The organism is Thermobifida cellulosilytica TB100, assembly GCF_001517975.1.
GTDB lineage: Bacteria > Actinomycetota > Actinomycetes > Streptosporangiales > Streptosporangiaceae > Thermobifida > Thermobifida cellulosilytica.
Genome location: NZ_KQ950181.1, coordinates 452,829 through 474,002, shown reverse-complemented (window position 1 = coordinate 474,002; position 21,174 = coordinate 452,829). Strand labels below are relative to the sequence as shown.

Annotated in this window: 17 protein-coding genes and 1 pseudogene; 8 read left to right on the top strand and 10 right to left on the bottom strand. The window is 70.2% G+C overall.

The window, feature by feature from the left end:
* From AC529_RS20030 to AC529_RS08395, 4 genes and pseudogenes are all read left to right on the top strand, one after another.
* A pseudogene (locus tag AC529_RS20030) lies at positions 1–1,510 on the top strand (hypothetical protein); the annotation flags it as partial.
* Positions 1,507–2,136 (top strand): hypothetical protein, encoded by a 630-nt coding sequence (locus AC529_RS20025; protein WP_157080121.1) that lies wholly within the window; start codon positions 1,507–1,509, stop codon positions 2,134–2,136. The pseudogene AC529_RS20030 and the gene AC529_RS20025, both read left to right, overlap by 4 nt.
* A complete protein-coding gene (locus AC529_RS08400) occupies positions 2,129–3,070 on the top strand; it encodes a hypothetical protein (protein ID WP_157080120.1) in 942 nt (313 codons plus the stop codon). Before AC529_RS20025 ends, AC529_RS08400 begins: the two co-directional genes overlap by 8 nt.
* A 369-nt stretch (positions 3,071–3,439) precedes the next feature.
* Positions 3,440–3,952: a hypothetical protein gene (locus AC529_RS08395; RefSeq protein WP_157080119.1), complete on the top strand. Its 513-nt coding sequence runs from the start codon at positions 3,440–3,442 to the stop codon at positions 3,950–3,952.
* Positions 3,953–4,627: 675 nt separating this feature from the next.
* Here the strand turns inward: AC529_RS08395 and AC529_RS08390 are convergent.
* From AC529_RS08390 to AC529_RS08375, 4 genes are all read right to left on the bottom strand, one after another.
* Positions 4,628–5,506 carry a metal ABC transporter permease gene (locus AC529_RS08390; RefSeq protein ID WP_068755316.1) on the bottom strand — a complete coding sequence of 293 codons (879 nt, stop codon included), beginning with the start codon at positions 5,504–5,506 and terminating at the stop codon, positions 4,628–4,630.
* Entirely contained in the window at positions 5,503–6,237 is a 735-nt protein-coding gene (locus AC529_RS08385; RefSeq protein ID WP_068755315.1) for a metal ABC transporter ATP-binding protein, read from the bottom strand. The genes AC529_RS08390 and AC529_RS08385 overlap by 4 nt, the downstream gene beginning before the upstream one ends.
* Entirely contained in the window at positions 6,234–7,169 is a 936-nt protein-coding gene (locus AC529_RS08380) for a metal ABC transporter substrate-binding protein (RefSeq protein WP_068755313.1), read from the bottom strand. Before AC529_RS08380 ends, AC529_RS08385 begins: the two co-directional genes overlap by 4 nt.
* A 77-nt stretch (positions 7,170–7,246) precedes the next feature.
* Complete coding sequence (locus AC529_RS08375) at positions 7,247–7,936, bottom strand: metal-dependent transcriptional regulator (protein WP_068755311.1); 690 nt, start codon at positions 7,934–7,936, stop codon at positions 7,247–7,249.
* Positions 7,937–8,387: 451 nt separating this feature from the next.
* Between AC529_RS08375 and AC529_RS08370 the strand changes: the two genes are divergently transcribed.
* A complete protein-coding gene (locus AC529_RS08370; RefSeq protein WP_232306641.1) occupies positions 8,388–9,653 on the top strand; it encodes a lytic polysaccharide monooxygenase in 1,266 nt (421 codons plus the stop codon).
* A gap of 45 nt (positions 9,654–9,698) precedes the next feature.
* Here AC529_RS08370 and pabB read toward each other — a convergent pair whose 3' ends face one another.
* Entirely contained in the window at positions 9,699–11,813 is a 2,115-nt protein-coding gene (gene pabB, locus AC529_RS08365) for an aminodeoxychorismate synthase component I (protein WP_068755307.1), read from the bottom strand.
* A 161-nt stretch (positions 11,814–11,974) separates the two neighbouring features.
* On the bottom strand, positions 11,975–13,390 hold the full coding sequence (locus AC529_RS08360; protein WP_068755305.1) for a sugar porter family MFS transporter: 1,416 nt from the start codon (positions 13,388–13,390) through the stop codon (positions 11,975–11,977).
* A 305-nt stretch (positions 13,391–13,695) separates the two neighbouring features.
* Here AC529_RS08360 and AC529_RS08355 point away from each other — a divergent pair, with 305 nt between their 5' ends.
* The 3 genes from AC529_RS08355 to AC529_RS08345 all read left to right on the top strand — a co-directional run bounded on the left by AC529_RS08355 (position 13,696) and on the right by AC529_RS08345 (position 15,700).
* On the top strand, positions 13,696–14,166 hold the full coding sequence (locus AC529_RS08355) for a GNAT family N-acetyltransferase (protein ID WP_068755303.1): 471 nt from the start codon (positions 13,696–13,698) through the stop codon (positions 14,164–14,166).
* Entirely contained in the window at positions 14,163–14,810 is a 648-nt protein-coding gene (locus AC529_RS08350; RefSeq protein ID WP_232306640.1) for a histone deacetylase, read from the top strand. The genes AC529_RS08355 and AC529_RS08350 overlap by 4 nt, the downstream gene beginning before the upstream one ends.
* Positions 14,811–14,944: 134 nt before the next feature.
* Positions 14,945–15,700, top strand: coding sequence for a class I SAM-dependent methyltransferase (locus AC529_RS08345; RefSeq protein ID WP_068755301.1), 756 nt, complete (start codon positions 14,945–14,947; stop codon positions 15,698–15,700).
* Between the two features lie 40 nt (positions 15,701–15,740).
* Here AC529_RS08345 and AC529_RS20840 read toward each other — a convergent pair whose 3' ends face one another.
* The 4 genes from AC529_RS20840 to AC529_RS08330 all read right to left on the bottom strand — a co-directional run bounded on the left by AC529_RS20840 (position 15,741) and on the right by AC529_RS08330 (position 21,102).
* Positions 15,741–16,316, bottom strand: a complete 576-nt coding sequence (locus AC529_RS20840; protein WP_232306639.1) for an RpnC/YadD family protein — start codon at positions 16,314–16,316, stop codon at positions 15,741–15,743.
* 51 nt (positions 16,317–16,367) lie between these two features.
* Positions 16,368–16,631, bottom strand: a complete 264-nt coding sequence (locus tag AC529_RS20835; protein WP_232306638.1) for a hypothetical protein — start codon at positions 16,629–16,631, stop codon at positions 16,368–16,370.
* Between the two features lie 243 nt (positions 16,632–16,874).
* On the bottom strand, positions 16,875–18,890 hold the full coding sequence (locus tag AC529_RS08335; RefSeq protein WP_068755299.1) for an oxidoreductase: 2,016 nt from the start codon (positions 18,888–18,890) through the stop codon (positions 16,875–16,877).
* A gap of 133 nt (positions 18,891–19,023) precedes the next feature.
* On the bottom strand, positions 19,024–21,102 hold the full coding sequence (locus AC529_RS08330) for an acetate--CoA ligase family protein (protein WP_068755297.1): 2,079 nt from the start codon (positions 21,100–21,102) through the stop codon (positions 19,024–19,026).
* Positions 21,103–21,174 lie beyond the last annotated feature (72 nt).

The following is a 21,174-nucleotide window of genomic DNA, read 5'->3' as shown; positions in this document are numbered from 1 at the left end:
AGATGTGTATAAGAGACAGGTGCTGCACGGCGGCATGAACGCCCACGAACGCGAACAGGTGCGGCTGGCCACCACCGGGGAGATCGAGGAGATCCTGGACCTGCTCCACTCCTACGTCGACACCCCCGACGACCTCCTCCGACTCATCGAAGCCAGCCGCGACACGGAACTCAACGCCGACCTTCCCGAACGGGACCTGGTCACTGCCAACGCCGGCAACGGCCCCGGCACCGGCGGTGCCTCCTCCGACCTGTCCCTCAACGCCCACCACGACACCCCCGGCACCCGTGGCGGGAGTGCGGGCGGCCCCTTTGACCTGCCCGGAGCAGGAAATCCAGACAAAGGCAGCGGAAACACCCCGTTCAAAGGCGGTAACGACGGCTCCGCAGGCGGCGGCACCGTCTTCGACGGTCATAGCGGCAGGCCCTCCGGGAACGGTCACAACGGCCCTGAAGGCGGTACCGTGTCTGGCTCGAGGCCCCAGGAGCCATGGGACAGCCGTACGGCCAACGGGAACAGCGACGGCAGTCACATCGACCGGAACGGTCATCATGGCTCTGCCCAAGAGGATTCGTGGCCTCGCGGCGAGCGTGAGGAAGCTGTCGAGCAGAGCAGCGGCCAGAACGCCGAGGACAACTCCCCCCAACGGGATGGGGACGGGGCCGCCGATCAGGAGATACTGACCCCAGAGCAGGAATCCCTCATCCGGAAGGCAGAGGCCCTTGAGGAGAAGCTGCGGGAAGGAGGACTGACAGACGAGGAGATCGCTCAACTCCGGGGGAACCACTCTCGCGACAGCCTTGATTGGCAAAGAATCTTCAAGGCGATGAGGATGGGAGAGAAAACCGACGGGAGTTTCACTCTTGGCATCAACAAGAAGGCCTTCGAAATTCTCCACCCAGGAGCGACAAGATTTGCCTTTGACCTCGCCTCGAACCCCAAGGAGTTTGCATATCTCTATGAATACTATATTGCAACACACGACGAGAATCGCAGGCTGATTTCCAGAGACCCCAACCTGGCAAGCCAATTCCAAACCTCTTCCAAATCGAAGAACGAATTTGCAGCAGAACTCACCGCTTCCAGTGATGTCACATCCGCCTTGAGAGCAGATCTGGAAGTCGTGCAAGAGATTCGACCACACACAGAGACAGCCAGAATCAACCCTTCCCTACCAGCAGGAGAACTCGAGCAGGCCGTGAGGGACCACGCCGGACAAATCAATATGGGACACGAATTTTCAGCCGCCTACCACGCCCTCAAACATCATCAAGAAATTCCAGAACAAGAAGCAACCGGCCACCGAGTCAACAACTATTTCAACAGCGCAGAAAGAACCATCAGAGAAGGAGAACTAACTCTGATGGAAACCCAAGACAACGGCAGGATAAAACTTGAGTTCACCCGAACAGCAGTACTCCAGGACAACAGAACCAGGACTCTCAAAGCCATAGTTTTCGTGGGCCGAGACGGATCGTTGACCATGGCAACATACGGAGCAACAAGATGACCGACGAGAACAATCCAAAACCCTCGATCAAAGAAATCGAAAACAGAATACTCTCCCACCTCGAAGAAAGAGCACGCCTCTCCATGGAACGCGCTCACGTCTCCGAGGCAAGCGCGCTGGTGAATCAAATAATAGAACTGCACCAACTCCTCTCCAAAGAAGGGGAACCACCCAAAGGAATCAAAGATTTCCAAACCCGGTTCACAGAACTCATAGCACATGAGTGCTGCCTCGCAGAGTTGAGCATCTACCTTTTTGACTGTCTGTGTTATGCCCAGCAAAGCCCCTACGACGGCTTCGAACAAGCGTGCTGGATGCGCTCCGCCGCACAACTCCTCTACGACATCTGCATAGACTGGGACCACCCCGACAGCACGGCTGTCCGCGAAGTCTACGAGGAACACATCGAAGAAATCGACGAGACCTTCAGAAACTTCGCCTGGGAGATTCCCCCGGTTCTGGAAGAGGACTTTCCCGACTGGGTTCCCGAGTCACACTGGTGGTGGAACGTCCCGATAAGGAAGGACATGAGCCCAGAAGAGCGGGATCGAAGAATCAACTTCGCCTTCTACGATGCCATGGGTTTCCTGGAGGAAAAGAAGAAGAGGGACAAGAAGGATGAATGAACGGTCTTCCGCTGACGAGGCCGTCGCCGCACGCATGGCAGCCGATCCCGGCACGGTACGGCGGCGGCTGGCTGCCGACCTGGCCGAGGTCAGTGCCCTGGGCCGTGGTGAGGTGCATGTCGACCTCGCGGCCGAGGTCTCCGCGCTGGTCGCCGAAGTACGCGCACAAGCCGACCGTCTCGGGTTCGACTCCCCGATCCGGGCAGCCACTCTGGCCAAGAAACACCTGAACGAACTCCCGGCAGCCGAACGCACACCGGGCTCGGGAATCGCTGCCTACCACCGAGCCGCCTCCCGCACCCTGCGTGAGGGCCGAGTCACCGCCCACCACACGTCCCCCACCGGCGAACAGCTCCTCACCTTCCACCGCGCCGCAGAGGAGGCCGCAGGCACCACCGTGACCCTGGAGGCCCAGGTACGGACAGAACCGGACGGCACAGTCTGGTTGGACTCTTTCGGATGGCCGACCACCCCCGTACCGGTGTACACGTTTACCGGCGGTGCATACTTCGACCAGGCGGTGACCGACCTGGCCGACGACACAGTCCCCTTCGACCGGGCGATGTTGATGCTGCTGGCAAGCGTCCTCGACACCGCCCCGTCACCCCCGGACAACGAGCAGCGGATCGCGGCAGCCCAGCAGATCGCCCGCAGACGCCAGGACCTCAACGGCTACCTTGCCCAAGCCCGCAACTACGCCTATGCGGCCTTCGGCAGAGAATGGTTCGGAGCCTGTCTGTACCGCTCAGCCCTGGAGGCGGTGTTCGAGAACTTCCTCGGCAGCGTGGCTTTCTCCCTGGTGGACATGGCCGAAGTCGACGAGGTTGACCGTCTGCTGCGTGAACTGCTTCCTGAAGCGCCCGCCACCACGGCCGCCGTTCCGGCAGGAATTCCAGAGCACCACTGGTGGTGGCAGACTGCCCTCCGGAACTGACCCGCAGCACGGTCCCGAAGAGCAGCCCTCGCCTGGCCATCGGAGAGTTTCGGGACTGTGAGGGGATTCCCGCTGCGAAGAAGTGTCGCCACGGCCGCCGAAGGACGATTTGACGAATGACCGAAGCCAACGGCTTTCCCCTGATCCCGCCCACAAGTCCTGAGCCTCCTGCCAACCCGGACACGACCCAGGCGGCCGACGGCTGCAGTCAAGCGAGCATCTTCCCACTCGGACACGTCACCCACAGCCCAGCAGAAAGGAAGAATCATCTACTCCCCCTCGATCAAAGAAATCGAAAACAGAATACTCTCCCACCTCGAAGAAAGAGCACCCCTCCCCCCGAAACGCGCCAATTCCTCTGAGGCAAGAGTGCTGGTGGATCAAATAATAGAACTGCACCGACTCGTCGCCAAAGAAGGGGAACCACCCGAAGGAATCAAAGATTTCCAAACCCGGTTCACAGAACTCATGGCACATGAGTGCTGCCTCGTAGATTTGGACTTCTACCTTCTCGACTGTCTTTATTATGCCCAGCAAAGCCCCTACGACGGCTTCGAACAAGCGTGCTGGATGCGCTCCGCCGCACAACTCCTCTACGACATCTGCATAGACTGGGACCACCCCGACAGCACGGCTGTCCGCGAAGTCTACGAGGAACACATCGAAGAAATCGACGAGACCTTCAGAAACTTCGCCTGGGAGATTCCCCCGGTTCTGGAAGAGGACTTTCCCGACTGGGTTCCCGAGTCACACTGGTGGTGGAACGTCCCGATAAGGAAGGACATGAGCCCAGAAGAGCGGGATCGAAGAATCAACTTCGCCTTCTACGATGCCATGGGTTTCCTGGAGGAAAAGAAGAAGAAGGACAAGAAGGATGAATGAACGGCCTTCCGCTGACGAGGCCGTCGCCGCACGCATGGCGGCCGATCCCGGCGCTACGGCGGCGGCTGGCTGTCGACCTGGCCGAGGTCAGTGCCCTGGGCCGTGGTGAGGTGCATGTCGACCTCACGGCCGAGGTCTCCGAGCTGGTCGCCGAAGTACGCGCACAAGCCGACCGTCTCGGGTGTGACCGGTTCTTCCGGCTCCGGCGGAGGTCTCCTGCCCTGAGCCGTCGGCCACCGCGGCTTTCGCCGGCCCCGCTGCCCGGCAAGCGGGCGCATCCTCTGGAGGAAGCCGGGACGGACGGGCCTCCTCAGCCGGACACGTCGATCTCACGTTTCGGGGCGGGTGCGGTGCCCGGACGCACCGGAGCAGGAGCCCGGTCCGGCTCCTCTCCTCTGGGCGCGGCCTCCGGTCCGTGGAGGGGTGTCGGGGCGTCCGGCGACACGTCCCAGGGGCAGGAGAGGCCCCGGGAACGGGGGGCGTGTCACTCCCTCCGTGCCCGGGGTCCCTGTCGCGTCGGATCCGAGGACCAGTCGGCCGACGGGTCTGGCGACCGAAGCCCGCCACCGCTCGTTACCCCAGCACGTGCGGGCGACGGTCTCCACGGGGACCAGCTTACGGCGCTGCTGGTCCCCGTTGCGGGCGGCCCTGCCGGCCGGGCCGGGGCTCGCTGCCTCAGCGCGCGTCTCCGGTGGTACGCGCGGCGGCCCGTCGCGGGAGCACCCGGCGGGCGAGCAGGCCGTGGCGGGGGGCCGCCAGGTAGGCGGCGGCGAAGGCCAGCGCCTGGACCAGGACGATCATGCCGCCGGGGGTCACGTCCAGCAGGAAGCTGGCGTAGACGCCCACGACGGAGGCGGCCGTCGACACCGCCACCGCGATGAGCACCATCCGCTCGAAGCGGTCGGTGAGCAGGTAGGCGGTGGCGCCGGGGATGATCAGCATGGCGACGACCATGATGATGCCGAGCACCTGTAGCGCGACGACCACCGTCACCGCCAGCAGGCCCAGCAGCAGGGTCTCCAGGCGGCGCGGGCTCAGCCCGATGGCGTGCGCGTGGACGGGGTCGAAGGCGTACAGGGTCAGGTCGCGGTGCTTGAGCGCCGCGACGGCCAGCGCCACCGCGGTCAGCGCGACGATCTGCACGATCTCGGCGTCGCTGACGCCCAGCGGGTCGCCGAAGAGGATGTGCCGCAGGTCGGTGTCGCTGGAGATCCGGGAGATCACCACGACCCCCAGGGCGAACATCGCGGTGAACACGATGCCGATCGCGGCGTCCTCCTTGACCCGGGAGGTGCGGTTGACCGCGCCGATCAGCGCCACCGAGCCCACGCCGAACACCAGCGCCCCGACCGCGAAGGGCAGCCCCAGCAGGTAGGACAGGACCACGCCGGGCAGCACCGCGTGGGAGACGGCGTCGCCCATCAGCGACCAGCCGATCAGGGTCACCCAGCAGGACAGCACCGCGCACACCGTGCCCGCGAGCACGCTGACCAGCAGAGCCCGCTGCATGAACTCGAAGGTGAAGGGGACGGTGATCCAGTCGACGAGGGTCATGCGGTCTCCTCTTGCAGGCCGAAGGCGCGCAGCAGCGTCTCGGGGGCGAGGACCTGTTCGGGGCTGCCGTGCGCCACGACGCGCCGGTGCAGCAGCACCGCCTCGTCGCACAGTCCGGCCACCCCGGCCAGGTCGTGGGTGGACACCAGCAGGGTGGCTCCGGCGTCGCGCATGTCGCGCAGCACGCGGACGATGGTGTGCTCGGAGGGCTTGTCCACGCCGGCGAACGGCTCGTCCAGCAGGAACACGTCGGCTCCCTGGGCGATGCCGCGGGCCACGAAGACGCGTTTGCGCTGGCCGCCGGAGAGTTCGCCGATCTGCCGGTGGGCCAGGGCGGTCAGCCCGGTGCGTTCCAGCGCCTCGGCCACCGCCTCGTGGTCGGCCCTGCGGGGGCGGCGGGTGGGCCCCATGTGGCCGTAGCGTCCCATCATCACCACGTCGACCACCCGCACCGGGAAGGCCCAGTCGACCTGTTCGCTCTGGGGGACGTAGCCCAGCAGGCCGCGCCTGCGGGCCCGGGCCGGGGGCAGGCCGTGGATCCGCACGCTCCCCGACTGCGGGGTGACGATCTCGGCGATGGTCTTGAACAGGGTGGACTTGCCGGAGCCGTTGGCGCCGAGCAGGCCGCACACCACGCCGCGGCCGATGTCCAGGGAGACGTCGTCGAGGGCCAGGACGTCGCCGTAGCGGACGGTGACGCCGCGCACCTGGAGGGCGGGAGGGGCGGTCACGGGCGGCTCTCCTCTCCGGTGAGCCCGGCGGCGATGGCGCGGGCGTCGTGGCGCAGCAGGTCCAGGTAGGTGGGGACCGGGCCGTCGGCGTCGGAGAGGGAGTCCACGTACAGGGCCTCGCCGAGGACCGCGCCGGTCTCGCGGGCCACCTGGCGCTGGGCGTCGTCGTTGACGGTGCTCTCGCAGAAGACGGCGGGGACCTCGCGTTCGCGGACGAACTCCACGACCGAGGCGATCTGCTGGGGGGTGCCCTCGCCGTCGGAGTTGACCGGCCACAGGTACTTCTCGGTCAGTCCGACGTCGCGGGCCAGGTAGGAGAAGGCGCCCTCGCAGGTGACCAGGACCCGCTGCTTCTCGGGCAGGTCGGCCAGTTCGCTGCGCAGGAACTCGCCGACCTCGGTGATCTCGGCCTGGTAGGCCTCGGCGTTGGCCGCGTAGTCGGCGGCGTGGTCGGGGTCGAGCTCGCTGAGCGCGTCACGGATGTTGTCGACGTAGACCAGGGCCTCCTCGGGGGACATCCACGCGTGCGGGTTGGGTTTTCCCTCGTATCTGCCGGAGGCCACCGGGATGGTCTCCACTCCTTCGCTGACGACCCGGGTGGGGACGTCGAGGGGGTCGGTGAACTGCTCGAACCACAGTTCCAGGTTCATGCCGTTGGCGAGGAGGAGGTCGGCGGCCTGGGCGCGGACCAGGTCGCCGGGGGTGGGGTCGTACTCGTGGATCTCGGCGCCGACCCTGGTGAGGGACTCGACCCGGGCGTGCTCTCCCGCGACGTTGCCGGCCATGTCGGCCAGGACGGTGAACGTGGTGAGCACGACGGGGCGGCCGTCGTCGGCCTGTTCGGCGGTGGACAGGCCGCACGCGGTGAGGACGCAGGCCAGGAGCGCGGCCACCACCGGTTTCAAGGCGCGGCGATCTTCAAAGTTCGTCACGCCAAACTTTTACCACCACGACGGCCCGCCAATCACCGCCGGGCGCGTGTTTTGACGAGATGCGGGGCGACGCTGTGTCAGTGGTCGGTCGAGATCCACAGCGCCTCGGCCACGCCGAGGCCGATGGAGCGCTCCTGCTGTCCCTCCTCGGACTCCAGGCGCACCACGAGGGGGCCGCCGAAGGGCTGGCGTTCCACGAGCTCGACCCGCATGCCGATGCCGATGCGCTGGCTGGCCAGGTAGCGCAGCAGGGCGGGGTCGGAGTCGTTGACGCGCACGATGACGCCGCCGCTGCCGGGCTCCATCCGGGCCAGCAGGCGGGTCTCGCGGGCGAGGATGCGGCCGTCGCTGGTGGGGATGGGGTCGCCGTGCGGGTCGACGGTGGGGTGCCCCAGGCGCTCGGCGATGCGTTCGACGAAGCGGTCGGAGACGACGTGCTCCAGGATCTCGGCCTCGTCGTGGACCTCGTCCCAGGAGTAGCCGAGCGCCTCGACGAGGTACAGCTCGATCAGCCTGTGGCGGCGTAGCACGGCCAGGGCGACCTTGTCGCCGGTGGGCGTCAGCCGCACGTCGCCGTAGCGCTGGTGGTCGACCAGCCCCAGCTCGCCGAGCTTGCGCAGCATGCCCGAGACCGAGGAGTTGGAGATCGCGAGCCGCTCGGCGACCCGGGAGATGGTGACCGGGCCGCTGCCGCGCTCCTGGAGGTCGTAGATGACCTTGACGTAGTCCTCAACCGACGTCGACGGCCGGTTCGCAGCAGTCGCCATACGGCCACGCTATCGCGTTCCCTCCGAGTTGTCCGGAACACCGGGGAACGGAGCGCCCGCTCTCCGTGCGAGGCGCCGGTCCGGTTGTTTTTTCGCTCATCGCTTCTCCAGCACCTCCCGGGATGATCTGCGGTTTTCGGGTCAGCCGAAACCCGAGCCCCCTTTCGTTACGTCATTTGCACGTGACAGTCTGTTGACATCAGGCGTGATACGTATCACGATTCTGGTACCACTCTCCTCTGGGAGCGCTCCCACTTCCTTTCCGCATCCATCCCCATCCGGGAGCGCTCCTAGCTGGGGAAACGGTTCCGGACCGCCCTATGGCACCCCGGACTTCGGCCGCCGCGACCAGCCCCCATAGGCCGCGGCGGCCGCCCAGTCGTAACGTCTCTCAAGGAGTTCCACTGTGAGAATGAGAAGCCGGCTCGCCGCTCTCGGCGCACTCGCTGGCTTGACCGCTACGCTCGCCGCCGTCACACCGGCCGAAGAGGCCTATGCGCACGGCGCGATGACCTACCCCGCAACCCGCAGCTACCAGTGCTACCGCGACGGTATCGACAACGGCGTCGGCGGCGGCCTCGCCCCCACCAACCCCGTCTGTCAGAACCTGCTCGCGGAGAACGGCAACTACCCGTTCTACAACTGGTTCGGCAACCTCATCAGCAACGCCGGCGGCCGGCACCGGGAGATCATCCCCGACGGCAAGCTGTGCGGCCCCCACCCGCAGTTCAGCGGGCTGAACGCGGTCAGCGAACACTGGCCCACCACCACGCTGCAGGCCGGCAGCACCATCACCTTCCAGTACAACGCCTGGGCTCCCCACCCGGGCACCTGGTACCTGTACGTCACCAAGGACGGCTGGGACCCCAACAGCCCGCTGGGCTGGGACGACCTGGAGCCCGTCCCGTTCGACCAGGTCACCAACCCGCCGATCCGCCAGGGCGGCCCCGAGGGCCCGGAGTACTACTGGGAGTCGACGCTGCCCAACAAGTCGGGCCGCCACATCATCTACTCGATCTGGCAGCGCTCCGACAGCCCGGAGGCCTTCTACGACTGCACCGACGTGATCTTCACCGGCGGCAACGGGAACGGCCCGGGCAACGGCAGCGACACCCAGGCGCCCACCGCGCCCGGCACCCCCGTCGCCAACACGGTGAACGGCACCTCCGCGCAGATCAGTTGGCCCGCTGCCAGCGACAACGTCGGCGTCACCGAGTACCGGGTCTACAACGCCGCCAACGACCAGCTCCTGGCCACCACCAGGAACACCGGTGCGACCCTGACCGGGCTGACCCCCAACACCAGCTACTCGATCTACGTCGTGGCGCGTGACGCGGCGGGCAACACCTCCAGCCCGTCGCCGACGCTGACCTTCAACTCCGGCAGCGCACCCGCCACCTCCTGCGAGATCGAGTACACGACGCCCACCACCTGGTACGGCGGCTTCACCGCCGAGGTGCGCATCTACAACGGCGGCCACGAACCCATCAACGGCTGGGAGCTGACGTGGGACTTCACCCAGGGTGAGTCCATCACCCAGGCGTGGAGCGCCACGGCCCAGCAGTCCGGGACCACCGTGACCGTCACCAACGCCTCGTGGAACAGCACGATTCCGCACCACGGCTCGGTCGAGTTCGGCTTCGTCGCCAACTCCACGAACAACCCGGGTACCCCCGAGAACTTCAAGCTCAACGGAAGCCTCTGCTCCGTGGCCTGATGTTTCTCCCTCCCGGCGTGGTGACGGCGTCCCCCCTCCCCGTCGTCACCGCGCCCCGAGCCCGTCCCGGCCGTGCACCGGGGCGGGCTCCCGCCGTTCCAGCGCCCGCAGCGGGACGGCGGCCTTGAGCAGCATCTCGTCGTGCTCGTGTGCCGGGACCGAGTCGAGCACGACGGCGCCTCCCGCCCCCACCGTCAGCTCCCCGCCGTGGCACACCGCGGTGCGGATCACCACGCTCAGGTCGGCCGTCCCCGAGTACGACAGGTAGCCCAGCGCCCCCGAGTACACCCCCCGGGCGCTGGTCTCCAGCCGGTCCAGGATCTGCATGGTGCGCTCCTTGGGCGCCCCCGTCATCGACCCGGGCGGGAAGCACGCCACGACCGCGTCCAGTGCCGAGCGGTCCGGGCGCAGCCTTCCGCGGATCGTGGAGACCAGTTGGTGCACCGTGGCGTAGGACTCGGTGTACAGGAAGCCGGGGACCTCGACGCTGCCCACCGCGCAGACCCGTCCCAGGTCGTTGCGGAGCAGGTCCACGATCATCAGGTTCTCCGCCCGCGTCTTGGGGTCGCGCAGCAGCGCCTGCCTGTTGTGCGCGTCGCGGACCGGGTCGCCGTGGCGCGGCGCGGTGCCCTTGATGGGGCGGCTCTCCGCGGTGCCGTCCCGTCCCACGCGCAGGAACCGCTCCGGGGAGGCGCTGTACACGGCGGTCGGCCCCAGGTGCAGCAGCGCGGCGTAGGGTGCCGGGCTGGCGCGGCGCAGCCGCCGGTAGAAGGCCGTGCCGTCGGCGGGGGCGGGCAGCCGCACCCGGTTGGTCAGGCAGATCTCGTAGCTCTCCCCCGCCGCGAGCTCGCCCAGGCACTCCTTGACGTCGGCCAGGTACTCGGCGCGGGAGCGCTCCGCGGCAGCAGCCGGGTCCGTGCCGTGCACCTCGGGCGGGTCGGGCGGGCTGGGCAGGTCGGCCAGGGCGCGTTCGGTCTGCTCCAGCCACTCCTCGTCCCCGTCGGCGGCGACCAGGTAGGTGCGGTCCGCGACGTGGTCGACCGCCACGAACCGGTCGCAGCGCAGCCACACCGCGTCGGGGGTGACGGCGCGGTGCGCGGCCGCGCCCCCGCAGTGGGCCTTGAGCTCGTAGCCGAAGTAGCCGACGTAGCCGCCGACGAAGTCGAAGGGCAGGTCGGGGTGGGCGGTGGGGGTGGCGGCGACGCGCGCGGCGAGTACGTCGAACACCGTGCCGGGCTCCTCGACCGCCGTGCCGTCGGCGCGGCGCACCCGGACCGCGCCGTCGCCCACCCGGTAGGTGAGCACCTCGCCGCGCGGGCCGTCGGGGCCGCCCAGGAAGGAGAAGCGGGCGGGGCCGCCGACGAGGCTGCTGTCCAGCCAGAAGGCGTACTCGCGGTCGGCGTAGCGGGACAGGAACACCGCCTCGGCGTCCAGGGCGCGCTCCAGCACGCGGAACCGCAGCGCCCCGGGCGGCGGCGGGCTCGTGTCCGGCCGCCGCCTCGGGGGCGTGCGGGACGCGGCCGCCGCGCGGGGGGCGTGCTGCCTGCCCGGTGCCCCGGGGCGTCCGGCGGCCAGGCGTCGGTGGTCGGCGGCCAGGCGGGCGAAGTTGGCGACGAGGGTGCGGCCGTGCTCGCTGGCCACGGACTCGGGGTGGAACTGCACGCCCCAGCGGGGCAGTGCGCGGTGGCGCAGCGCCATGACCACGCCGTCCTCGGCCCACGCGGTGGCCTCCAGCTCCTCGGGCAGCGGCGGGACCACGCACAGCGAGTGGTAGCGCACCGCGGTGAAGTCCTGCGGGACCCCCGTGAACAGCGCGGAGCCGTCGTGGCGCACCCGGCTCAGGTGGCCGTGCCGCGGGACGGGGGCCGCGGCGACCACGGCTCCGGCGTGGTGCGCGATGGCCTGGTGGCCCAGGCACACGCCCAGGACCGGCAGGTCCGGCTCGGCCAGCACCCGCCGCGCCTGCCCCAGGTCGGCGGCGCGCCGCGGGGTGCCGGGGCCGGGGGAGATCACCGCGGCGTCGAAGCCGGCCGGGTCCAGGTCCTGCCAGCGCGGGTCGTCGTTGGCGACGACCAGCGGTTCGCTGCCGAGGGTCCCGGCGATCAGTTGGAAGAGGTTGTAGGTGTAGGAGTCGTGGTTGTCCACGATCAGCACCCGCACGCCGGTCCTCCGTTTCCTGCCGCCACAGCGCCCAGGGTACGCCCGCCGTCCGACCCGCGACCGGGCCAGGGTCTCGTCGGCGCGGGCGTCGGGCCATGTCAGGGCGTGCCCGCCGCGGGCCGGGAGGGGCGCTGAGGCCCGGTCCTCCGGCGGCCCGGCCCTCAGCGCCCCGCGAGTTCGGCCATCGACTCCAGGGTGCGTCCCTTGGTCTCGCGGACGAAGCGGAGCACGAAGGCGAAGGACAGTACCGCGAAGGCCGTGTACACCAGGTAGGTGAACGGCAGGTTCCAGTCGCTCAGCGCCGGGAAGGTGACGGTCACCAGCCAGTTGGCGATCCACTGGGTGGCGGTGGCCACGGCCATGGCGGCGGCGCGGATGGGCAGCGGGAACATCTCGCCCAGCAGCACCCAGGTGACCACGCCCCACGACAGGGCGAAGAACAGCACGAACATGCTGGCCGAGGCCAGGGCCGCCAGTCCCCACTCCTGCGGCAGCACCACGCTGTCCCCGCTGCCCCGGGCGTGGCTGAACGCGAAGGAGGTCACGGCCAGCGCCACGGCCATGCCCACCGAGCCGACCAGCAGCAGCGGTCTGCGGCCCACCCGGTCGACCAGGGCGATCGCGATGAAGGTGCCGACGATGTTGACGACGGAGGTGAAGAGGCTCAGCAGCAGCGAGTCGGTCTCGGCGACGCCCACCGACTGCCACAGCGACGCCGAGTAGTAGAAGATCACGTTGATGCCGACAAGCTGCTGGAACGCCGACAGTGCCATGCCGGTCCACACGATGCCGAGCAGCCCGTAGCGGCCGCGCAGGTCGCGCAGGTGGGGTCGGCGCTCCGTGCCGAGGGCGCGGCGGATCTCGGCGATGCGTCCGTCCACGTCACCGCCCTCCACCTCGGCGAGCACCCGGCGGGCCTGGGCGTCGCGGCCGACGCGCACCAGGTGGCGCGGCGACTCGGGGATGACCAGCGACAGCAGGAAGTACAGGAGCGCCGGGAGCACCTCGATCCCGAGCATCCACTGCCATGCTTGCAGCGGGCCGAAGCGGTCCAGGGCGCTGCCTCCGGCCGCGGCGGCCAGTCCGTAGTTGACCAGTTGGGAGATGGCGATGCCCAGGACGATCGCCAACTGTTGCAGTGAGGAGAGGCGGCCGCGGAAGGCGGGCGGCGACACCTCGGCGATGTAGGTGGGCGCGATCACCGAGGCGATGCCGATCGCCACTCCGCCGACCACCCGCCACCAGGCCAGGTCCCAGACGGTGAAGGGCACCGCGGAGCCGACGGCGCTGGCCGCGAACAGCACCGCCGCGAGCTGCATGACCCTGATGCGGCCGATCCGGTCGGCCAGTCCGCCCGCGATCGCTGCGCCCGCGGCGGAGCCGACCAGGGCCGCCGCCACCGTGAATCCGATCACGGTCGGACTGACCCGGAAGGTCGCCTCGATCGCGCTCACCGCGCCGTTGATGACGGCGCTGTCGTATCCGAACAGGAATCCGCCCATCGCCGCGGCTGCCGCGATCATCACCACGTGGGCGATGCTCACTCCGCCGCCGGGGGCCTCAGCCGCTCTGGCCACCGTCGCTCCTCGCCGGGCTCCTCCCCGCCGGGCCGTTCCCCGGTCCCGGGCGCGACCGCAGCCCGCCGTGCGGTCGCGTCTCCCGTCCTGCTGACCGAGGCGCCTTCTTTTACACACGTCCTGGGAGCGCTCACCGGACGGCCCGGAGCCGCCGCGCGGTCCGTGCCCCCGCTCCTCCGGGGGTGGGGATCCTCTCCTCCCGGCAGCCCGAATCGTCGCCCTCATCCCGATATGGACACTCTCAGTGACGACCAATCACTCGGATCGCCGGAGCACACCTCTCCGATCGGGGTAGCCTGCTTCGCGTGGGAGTGATCGTGGAAGCCACAAGCTGGGACGACCCCGTCGGCGTGAAACTGCGCCAGGAGCAGGAGACGGAGATCATCAGACGGTACGGAGCCGACCTGGAGCGCGGTCCCAAACCCTCGGCCGCGGACGTGGACGTGTTCCTGCTCGCCAGGGACGCCGAGACCTCGGTGTCCGTGGGTTGCGGGGGGCTGCGCCGCCTCGACAGCGTGACCTACGAGATCAAACGCATGTACGTCACCCCGGCCTGGCGGGGCCGCCGCATCGGCGAGGTGCTGCTGCGCGCTCTGGAGGAGGCCGCGATCAGCCGGGGGGCGCTGCGCATGCGCCTGGAGGCGGGCACCCAGCAGCCCGAGGCGCTACGGCTGTACGAGCGGTGCGGCTACCAGCGGATCGAACGGTTCGGGCACTACGTCGACTGCGAGGAGAGCATCTGCTTCGAGCGGATCCTGGTGCCCTCGGCGGCGTGACCGTGCCCGCCGACCGCGTCTGGTACGTCAGCTACGGCGCGAACATGGCCGCGCACCGGTTCGACCGGTACCTGCGGGGCGGGCGGCCGCCCGGCGGAAGGCGCGCCAACCCCGGCTGCCGCGACCGCACCCCGCCTGCCCGGCGGCGCGCGGTGTGGATCGGGGGCGGGGTGTACTTCGCGCTGGAGTCGCCGATGTGGGGAGGCGGGTTGGCGGTGTACGACCCGGACCTGCCCGCGGTGACGCCCGCCCGCGCCTACCTGGTCACCGTCTCCCAGTTCAGCGACGTCGCCGCGCAGGAGATGTACCGGGAGCCGGGGGCCGACGTAGACCTGGGAGCGCTCCTGGCGGCCGGGCGGCTGCGGCTGGGGCCGGGACGCTACGACCTGCTGGTGGTGCTGGGCCGCCTGGAGGGCCTGCCCATGGTGACGCTGGCCGCGCCGTGGCCGATGGCGTCGGTGCGGCCGGTGCCGCCCAGTGCCGCCTACCTGCGCACGATCGGCGTAGGGCTCGCCGAGTCGCACGGCTGGCCGGTCTCCCGGATCGCTGCCCACCTCGCCGGTCTTCCCGGGGCGCGGGAGGCGTGGACGCCCGGCGCGGTCGCCGCCCTGCTGGACGGCGGCCGCGCGGCCGGGACTCCCTGACCCCCGGCCGCTCCCCGCCGCGGGTGCGGCACGGCGGCGGCCGGGACGCGCGCCGGTCCCGGCCCCGCCCGCTCGATGTCTCATCATTCGAGACTCCCGTTTCTTATCATGAGACGACCTGGTAGGGTCGCGGCATGACCCCGCAGACCTGGGACGCCGAGCTGTACGACGCCCGCCACTCCTTCGTCACCGGATACGGCGCGGCACTGCTCGACCTGCTCGACGCGGCCCCCGGTGAGCGGGTCCTGGACGCCGGGTGCGGCACCGGGGAGCACGTGGCGCAACTGGCCGCGGCGGGCGTGGACGCGGTCGGGGTGGACGCCAGCCCCGCGATGGTGCGGCGGGCCGCGGCGCGCTTCCCCGGCATCCGGGTCAGCGTGGCCGACCTGCGCGACCTGCCGTTCCGCGAGGAGTTCGACGCGGTGCTGAGCAATGCCGTGCTGCACTGGGTGCCCGAGGCCGGCCGCGCCGCCGCCTGCCTGTACTCCGCGCTGCGTCCGGGCGGACGCCTGGTCGCCGAGTTCGGCGGTGCGGGCAACGTCTCCGCCATCGACACCGCGGCCCGTGCCCTGCGCGCCGGGCACGGCCTGCCCGAGGCCGCCTCGCCCTGGTACTTCCCCACCGTCGCCGGGTATGCGCGCGTGCTGGAGGACGCCGGATTCGAGGTGCGCGCCGCCTGGTTGTTCGACCGCCCCACCCGATTGACCGGCGCGGACGGCCTGGCCGTCTGGGTCCGCATGTTCGCCCCGCACCTGCTGGCAGGGGTCGGCGACCCCGACACGTTCCTCGCCGAGCTGGGCGAGCGCCTGCGTGCGACCCTGTACCGGGACGGCTCCTGGTGGGCGGACTACCGGCGGCTGCGGGTGGTGGCGGTCCGGCCGCCACGCTGACGCGGGCCTCAGCGGTCGCTGCCTTCCCGGTCCCGGGGCTTCAGTCGGTGAACAGGTCGTGGGCGGTGCGTGCGGTCAGGGCGCGCTCCAGCCACCGGTCCAGCACCTCCGGGTCCGTGCACCCCAGCACCCGCTCACGGACCTCCTCGGACACCTCGACCCGCCGCGCGGCCAGCACCCGCAACACCGCACGCGCCTCACCCTCCGCGCGCCCTTCTTCACGCCCTTCCGCGCGGCCCTGCTCCACGTACCGGCGGGCGAAGTCGCTCTGGTACTCGTAGGTTCCGGTCGCCATGAGTTCCTCCAGGTGCTTACGGGCGGCCTCGGGGAGTGCGGCCAGTACGTAGTCAGCGTACAACTGGGCCTGTTCGGTGTCCTGGGCACTCGCCAGGGCCGCGTACAGCGCGTCCAGGACCCGGGGCTGGGACTCGCCGTGGGCGAGGGCCGACAGCACGGCCAGTTCGGGCAGGCGGGCGGCCTCCTCCGCGTCGGTCACGACGGGCAGCACGCCCGGTCCCACCACCAGGGGCCGCAGCACCCAGCCGGGATGGCCGGTGTCGATGGGCTCGGCGCACCAGCGGGCGGTGGCGTCGTCGGGGCAGACCACGAGCAGCACGGTGGGGCAGCGCAGCCGGGAACGCAGCGTGGCCAGGTAGGCGGGCCAGCTTCACTGCTTGGACCGCCGGGCGTGCGCGCCGTCGCGCTGGACCTCCACCACCACCACCGCCCTGCGCTCGCGCTCGCCGTTCAGGGTGACCACCGCGTCGGCGCGGTACTCGGTGGGCGCGCACTCGGTGAGGTCCCCCGACTCCAGTCTCGCCTGGGCGTCGGCGGGCACGTCGACGTCGAACACGCCGTCGAGCAGCGCCGCAGCCAGACCGGGCCGGTGGCGGAACAGTTCGATGAGCATCTCGTGCTCTTGGGTCGGCATGGGGACGACGCTAGCGGCGACGACCGGCCCCGCGTGGCGAAATCGCGGATCTGCTCCCCCTCGACCGGGAATCCGAACAGATCTGAACGCTTCCCCCTCCGTTCCGCGCGTTTCCGAACGCCTCCCGCGACGGCCCCGGCAGCGGACCGGGTCTTCCCCGACGGCGGTCCGCTGCCGGGACGGCGGACCCCGCGCACCGGGGCGCTCGGGTGCGCGGGGTCCGTCGGGAGGGCCGGGCCGGGGCTACTTCTGCAGCTCCTTGGCCAGCGCGTAGGCCTGGCGGGTGACGGCCACCAGGCGGGTGGGGGCGAAGGCGTCGCCGAGGAGGTGCAGCTCGGGCACGCGGCCGATCAGCTCGTCGTGGAGCGCCGAGTCGGCGTCGCCGCCGCAGGCCAGCACCACCGAGTCGAAGGCGCCCAGCTCGCTCTCCCGGTGCGAGTAGGTGTGGCGCAGCCGGATGCGGTCCTCCTCGATGCCGATGACGTCCTCCATGAAGCGGAACACCACGCCCCGGGCCGACAGCCGCGCCAGCATGCCGCCCAGGATGTAGCGGCCGAGCATCGGGGCGGGGCCCGCGGTGGGGTAGACGATGGTGACGTCGTGTCCGCGCTCGCTGAGGTGGTCGGCGACCATCAGCGGCGGCAGGTGGTCGTCCTGGGCGACCACCAGGACCTCCTGGCCGACCGCCACGTTGCCCAGGAGCACGTCGCGGACGTCGTAGACGAAGTGGTCCTGGTCGACCCCCTCGATCTCGGCGGGCCGCCGCGGGGTGGCCCCCGTGGCGACCGCGACCACGTCGAAGTCCGCGGCGAGCACGTTCTCGACGGTGGCGCGCCTGCCGCAGTGGACGCGCACCCCCGCCTTGGCCAGGCGGCGCTCCTGCCAGTCCAGGTAGCGGGCCATCTGCTGCTGGAAGGGCGCGTTGACCACCGCGCGCAGTTGTCCGCCCAGATGGTCGGCGGCCTCCCACAGCTCCACGGTGTGGCCGCTCTCGGCGGTGAGGGCCGCCAGCTCCATCCCGGCGGGGCCGCCGCCCACGACCAGCAGCCGTCGGGGGCGGGCCGCCCGCCGCCACGGCCCCTCGATCTCGTGGCTGGTGTGCGGGTTGACCGCGCAGCCGAACGGCAGCTTGTCGACGTAGCGGCGGGTGATGCACTCGTTGCCGCCGACGCAGGGCCGGATGTCCTCGGGGCGGCCCTCGCGCGCCTTGCGCAGGATGTCGCCGTCGGCGATGAGCGCCCGGGCCATGCCCACCACGTCGGCGTTGCCGTCGGCGAGCACCTGTTCGGCGACCTCGACGCTGTTGACCCGGCCCGAGTAGACGACCGGCAGCGACACCGCCCGGCGCAGCCTGCCGGCGAGGTCGGCCCACTGCGCGGGCTCGTAGAAGTAGGGCTGGATGTAGCTGGGGTCGCCCCACGGGCTGCCGATGACGGCGTGCAGGAAGTCCAGCAGGCCGGTGGACTCCAGGTACTGGGCGATCTCGATGCCGTCGGCCTCGGTGTAGCCGCCGGGCTCCTCCTCGCGCAGGTTGAGGCGGACTCCCAGCGCCATGTCGGTGCCGATCTCCTCGCGGACGGCGGTGAGCACCTCGACGGCGAAGCGCGCCCGGTTCTCCAGGGAGCCGCCGTAGGCGTCGTCGCGCTGGTTGGTCAGCGGCGACAGGAACCACTCCAGCATGTCGTCGTGGTTGAGGTGCAGTTCGATGCCGTCGAGCCCGGCCTTGCGGGCCTGGCCTGCCGAGAACCGGTACTCCTCGACGAACTCGGCGATCTCGTCGGTGCGCAGCACGTGCGGGCGGTGGTTGTACAGCGTCGAGCTGCGCCTGTTCGACGGGGCGTGCGGCACCCCGCCGAGCAGGGTCAACTGGGTGGTGACCACCGCTCCGGCGGAGTGCATCTTGTCGACGAACCGTCCGATGCGCTCCACGTAGAAGGGGAGGCGGAAGTAGCCCTTGGTCTCGGCGCCGTAGCCGTGCGGCTCGAACCCGGGGATCAGCTTGTTGGCGACCCGTCCGGTGACTCCGCCGACCCAGGCGGGGCCGCCGTCGGCGACGCGGGAGCGCCAGTAGGCGAAGGTGCGTTCGGCCTCCTTCTCGTCGGGGCCCCACAGGTTGCCGATGGCCGAGGAGTGCGGCGGGGCCATGACGCGGTTGCGCAGCTTCATCGGCCCGATCTGGAAGGGCTGGAACAGGTGGGGGAAGGCGGTGGCGCCTCCGGTCTGCGCGTCCTGCCCCTGCCGGGTGCCCGTGCTCTGCATGCTGCTTCCTCACTCGTGGTTGGTGTGGTGGGAGTCCTGGCTCCGCTGCGAGCGGGAGCGGGCGTGCCCGGGGCGCGGCCCCGGGCACGGTGCGGCCTCCTCGGCGCTCGGACGGCGGTCCGGTGCGGGGCAGTCAGTCGCGGGGGGCCAGGCCGATGACGGCGTCGACGGCGGCCGCGCCCTGGCCGCGGAGTCCGACGATGACGGGGTTGAGGTCGACCTCGGTCATCCACGGGCTGCCGGCGAAGACCCGGGAGAGCGCGACGGCGGCGTCGACCAGTGCGTCCACGTCGTGGTGGCGGCCGCGGGCGCCCGCGAGGACGGGGTGGACGGCCAGTCTCTCGATCGCGGCGCGCACCTGCTCGGGGGCGGCGGGGCAGGGCAGGAAGACCCGGTCGGCGAAGTGCTCGGCGAGGATTCCGCCGGCGCCGACCATGAGGACCGGGCCGAAGGTGTCGTCGCGGACCGCGCCGAGGATGATCTCGGTTCCCGACAGCCGTTCGGCGACGAGGTAGCCCTCGACGGCGAGGTTCTCCTTGGCGGCGACGCGGGCCAGGTCGGCGAGGGCGGCTTCGGCCTCCTCGACCGTGTCGAGCAGTCGTACCAGGCCCAGTTCGGACTTGTGGGTGACGCCGGAGGCGACCAGTTTGACCACGAGGGGCCCGCCGATCCGTCGGGCGGCCTGCAACGCCGTGTCGGCGTCGACGACGAGGGTCTCGGCGACGACGGGCACTCCGCCCTCGGCGAGCAGCCGCTTGGCGGCGTGCTCGTTGAGCTCGTCGGTGTCGGGCCGGGGCAGGGCGACGGGGGCGGGGGGCGCGGCGGAGGGGATCCGGGCGAGTTCGGCGTAGCGGTGCAGGTTGGCCAGCGCGGCCATGGCGTCGTCGGAGCTGGCGAACCAGCACACCCCGGACTCGCGCAGCAGTTCCTCGGCGCGTTCGGTGAGGTCGCGGGCGGTCCAGGCGGAGATCACGGCGGGCTTGTCGCAGTTCTTGACCGCCTCGATGATGCGCGGCAGCAGCGCCTCGGAGTCGTAGGGGCCCCAGGTGGGGATGCCCAGGTTGACCATGTCCAGGTTGGGGTCGGCGGTGAAGATCCGCATGACCTCGCTGAGCAGTTCGCCGTCGCCGATGACCTGCCCGGTGGTGTCCAGCGGGTTGCCGGGCAGGGCCAGCTTGAGCTTCTCGCGCAGCTCGTCGAGGGTCTGCCGGGTGGGCAGGGGCATGTCCAGGCCGTGGGCGCTGGCGCGGTCGGCGATGTAGCCGCACTCGCCGCCGGAGGGGCTGAGCGCGCCGAGGCGGGGGCCGGCCGGGAGCGGCAGGCGGCTGAGCGCGTAGGCGGCGTTGAGCAGTTCGTCGACCGTGGCGACCTCCAGGACGCCCAGGTGGTGCATCATGCCGGAGAAGACGGCCTGCTCTCCGGCCATGGCCCCGGTGTGGCCCAGCACGGTGCGCCGTCCGGCCTCCGAGCCGCCGACCTTGAGCAGCACGACCGGCTTTCCGGCCGCGCGGGCGCGCTCGGCGGCCGCGGCGAAGCGTTCGGCGTCGCGCAACTGCTCGACGTAGACCGCGATCACCTGGGTCTGCGGGTCGGCGACGAAGGCGTCGAGCAGTTCACCCAGCCGAATGTCGGCCTCGTTGCCGAGGCTGACCATGGCCCGGATGCCGATGGAGCGGCCCTGGGCGCGGTTGAACAGCGCGGCGGCCATGCCGCCGCTCTGGCTGAGCAGCGCGATGGAGCCGGGCGTGTAGGAGTAGGTGATGTTGAAGGTGGGGCAGCCGACGTAGGTGTCGACGGGGTTGAGCACGCCGATGCAGTTGGGGCCGAGCAGGCGGACTCCGCGTTCCCGGGCGCGCTCCACCAGGCGCTGCTGGCGCCGCGCCCCCTCCTCACCGAGTTCGGCGTAGCCCGCCGAGCAGATGGTGACCGTGCGGATGCCGCGCTCCAGGCAGTCCTCCAGGGCGCTCTCCACCGCTCGGGCGGGCACCAGCAGGTAGGCTGCGTCGACCTGTTCGGGCAGGTCTCGGGCCGAGGCGTAGCAGGTGTGCCCGCCGATGCTGTCGTACTTGGGGTTGACCGGGTAGATGCGTCCGGGGTAGCCGGTCCGCTCCAGGTTGGCCAGGCAGCGTCCTGCGTGTCCGGCCTCGTTGGGCGACGCGCCGATGATGGCCACCGAGTCCGGGTTGATCAGCGGTTTGAGGTCCAGAGCCATGCCTTGCCGTCCTGGGGTATGGGAACCGTATCGCACCTATCAAAACAATCATTAACATAATTAATACCCAAC

Coding starts and splice junctions, on each gene's coding strand:
- AC529_RS20025 (WP_157080121.1), top strand. CDS start 1,507: ATGACCGACGAGAACAATCCAAAACCCTCGATCAAAGAAATCGAAAAC.
- AC529_RS08400 (WP_157080120.1), top strand. CDS start 2,129: ATGAATGAACGGTCTTCCGCTGACGAGGCCGTCGCCGCACGCATGGCA.
- AC529_RS08390 (WP_068755316.1), bottom strand. CDS start 5,506: ATGACCCTCGTCGACTGGATCACCGTCCCCTTCACCTTCGAGTTCATG.
- AC529_RS08375 (WP_068755311.1), bottom strand. CDS start 7,936: ATGGCGACTGCTGCGAACCGGCCGTCGACGTCGGTTGAGGACTACGTC.
- AC529_RS08345 (WP_068755301.1), top strand. CDS start 14,945: ATGACCCCGCAGACCTGGGACGCCGAGCTGTACGACGCCCGCCACTCC.
- AC529_RS20835 (WP_232306638.1), bottom strand. CDS start 16,631: ATGCCGACCCAAGAGCACGAGATGCTCATCGAACTGTTCCGCCACCGG.
- AC529_RS08335 (WP_068755299.1), bottom strand. CDS start 18,890: ATGCAGAGCACGGGCACCCGGCAGGGGCAGGACGCGCAGACCGGAGGC.
- AC529_RS08330 (WP_068755297.1), bottom strand. CDS start 21,102: ATGGCTCTGGACCTCAAACCGCTGATCAACCCGGACTCGGTGGCCATC.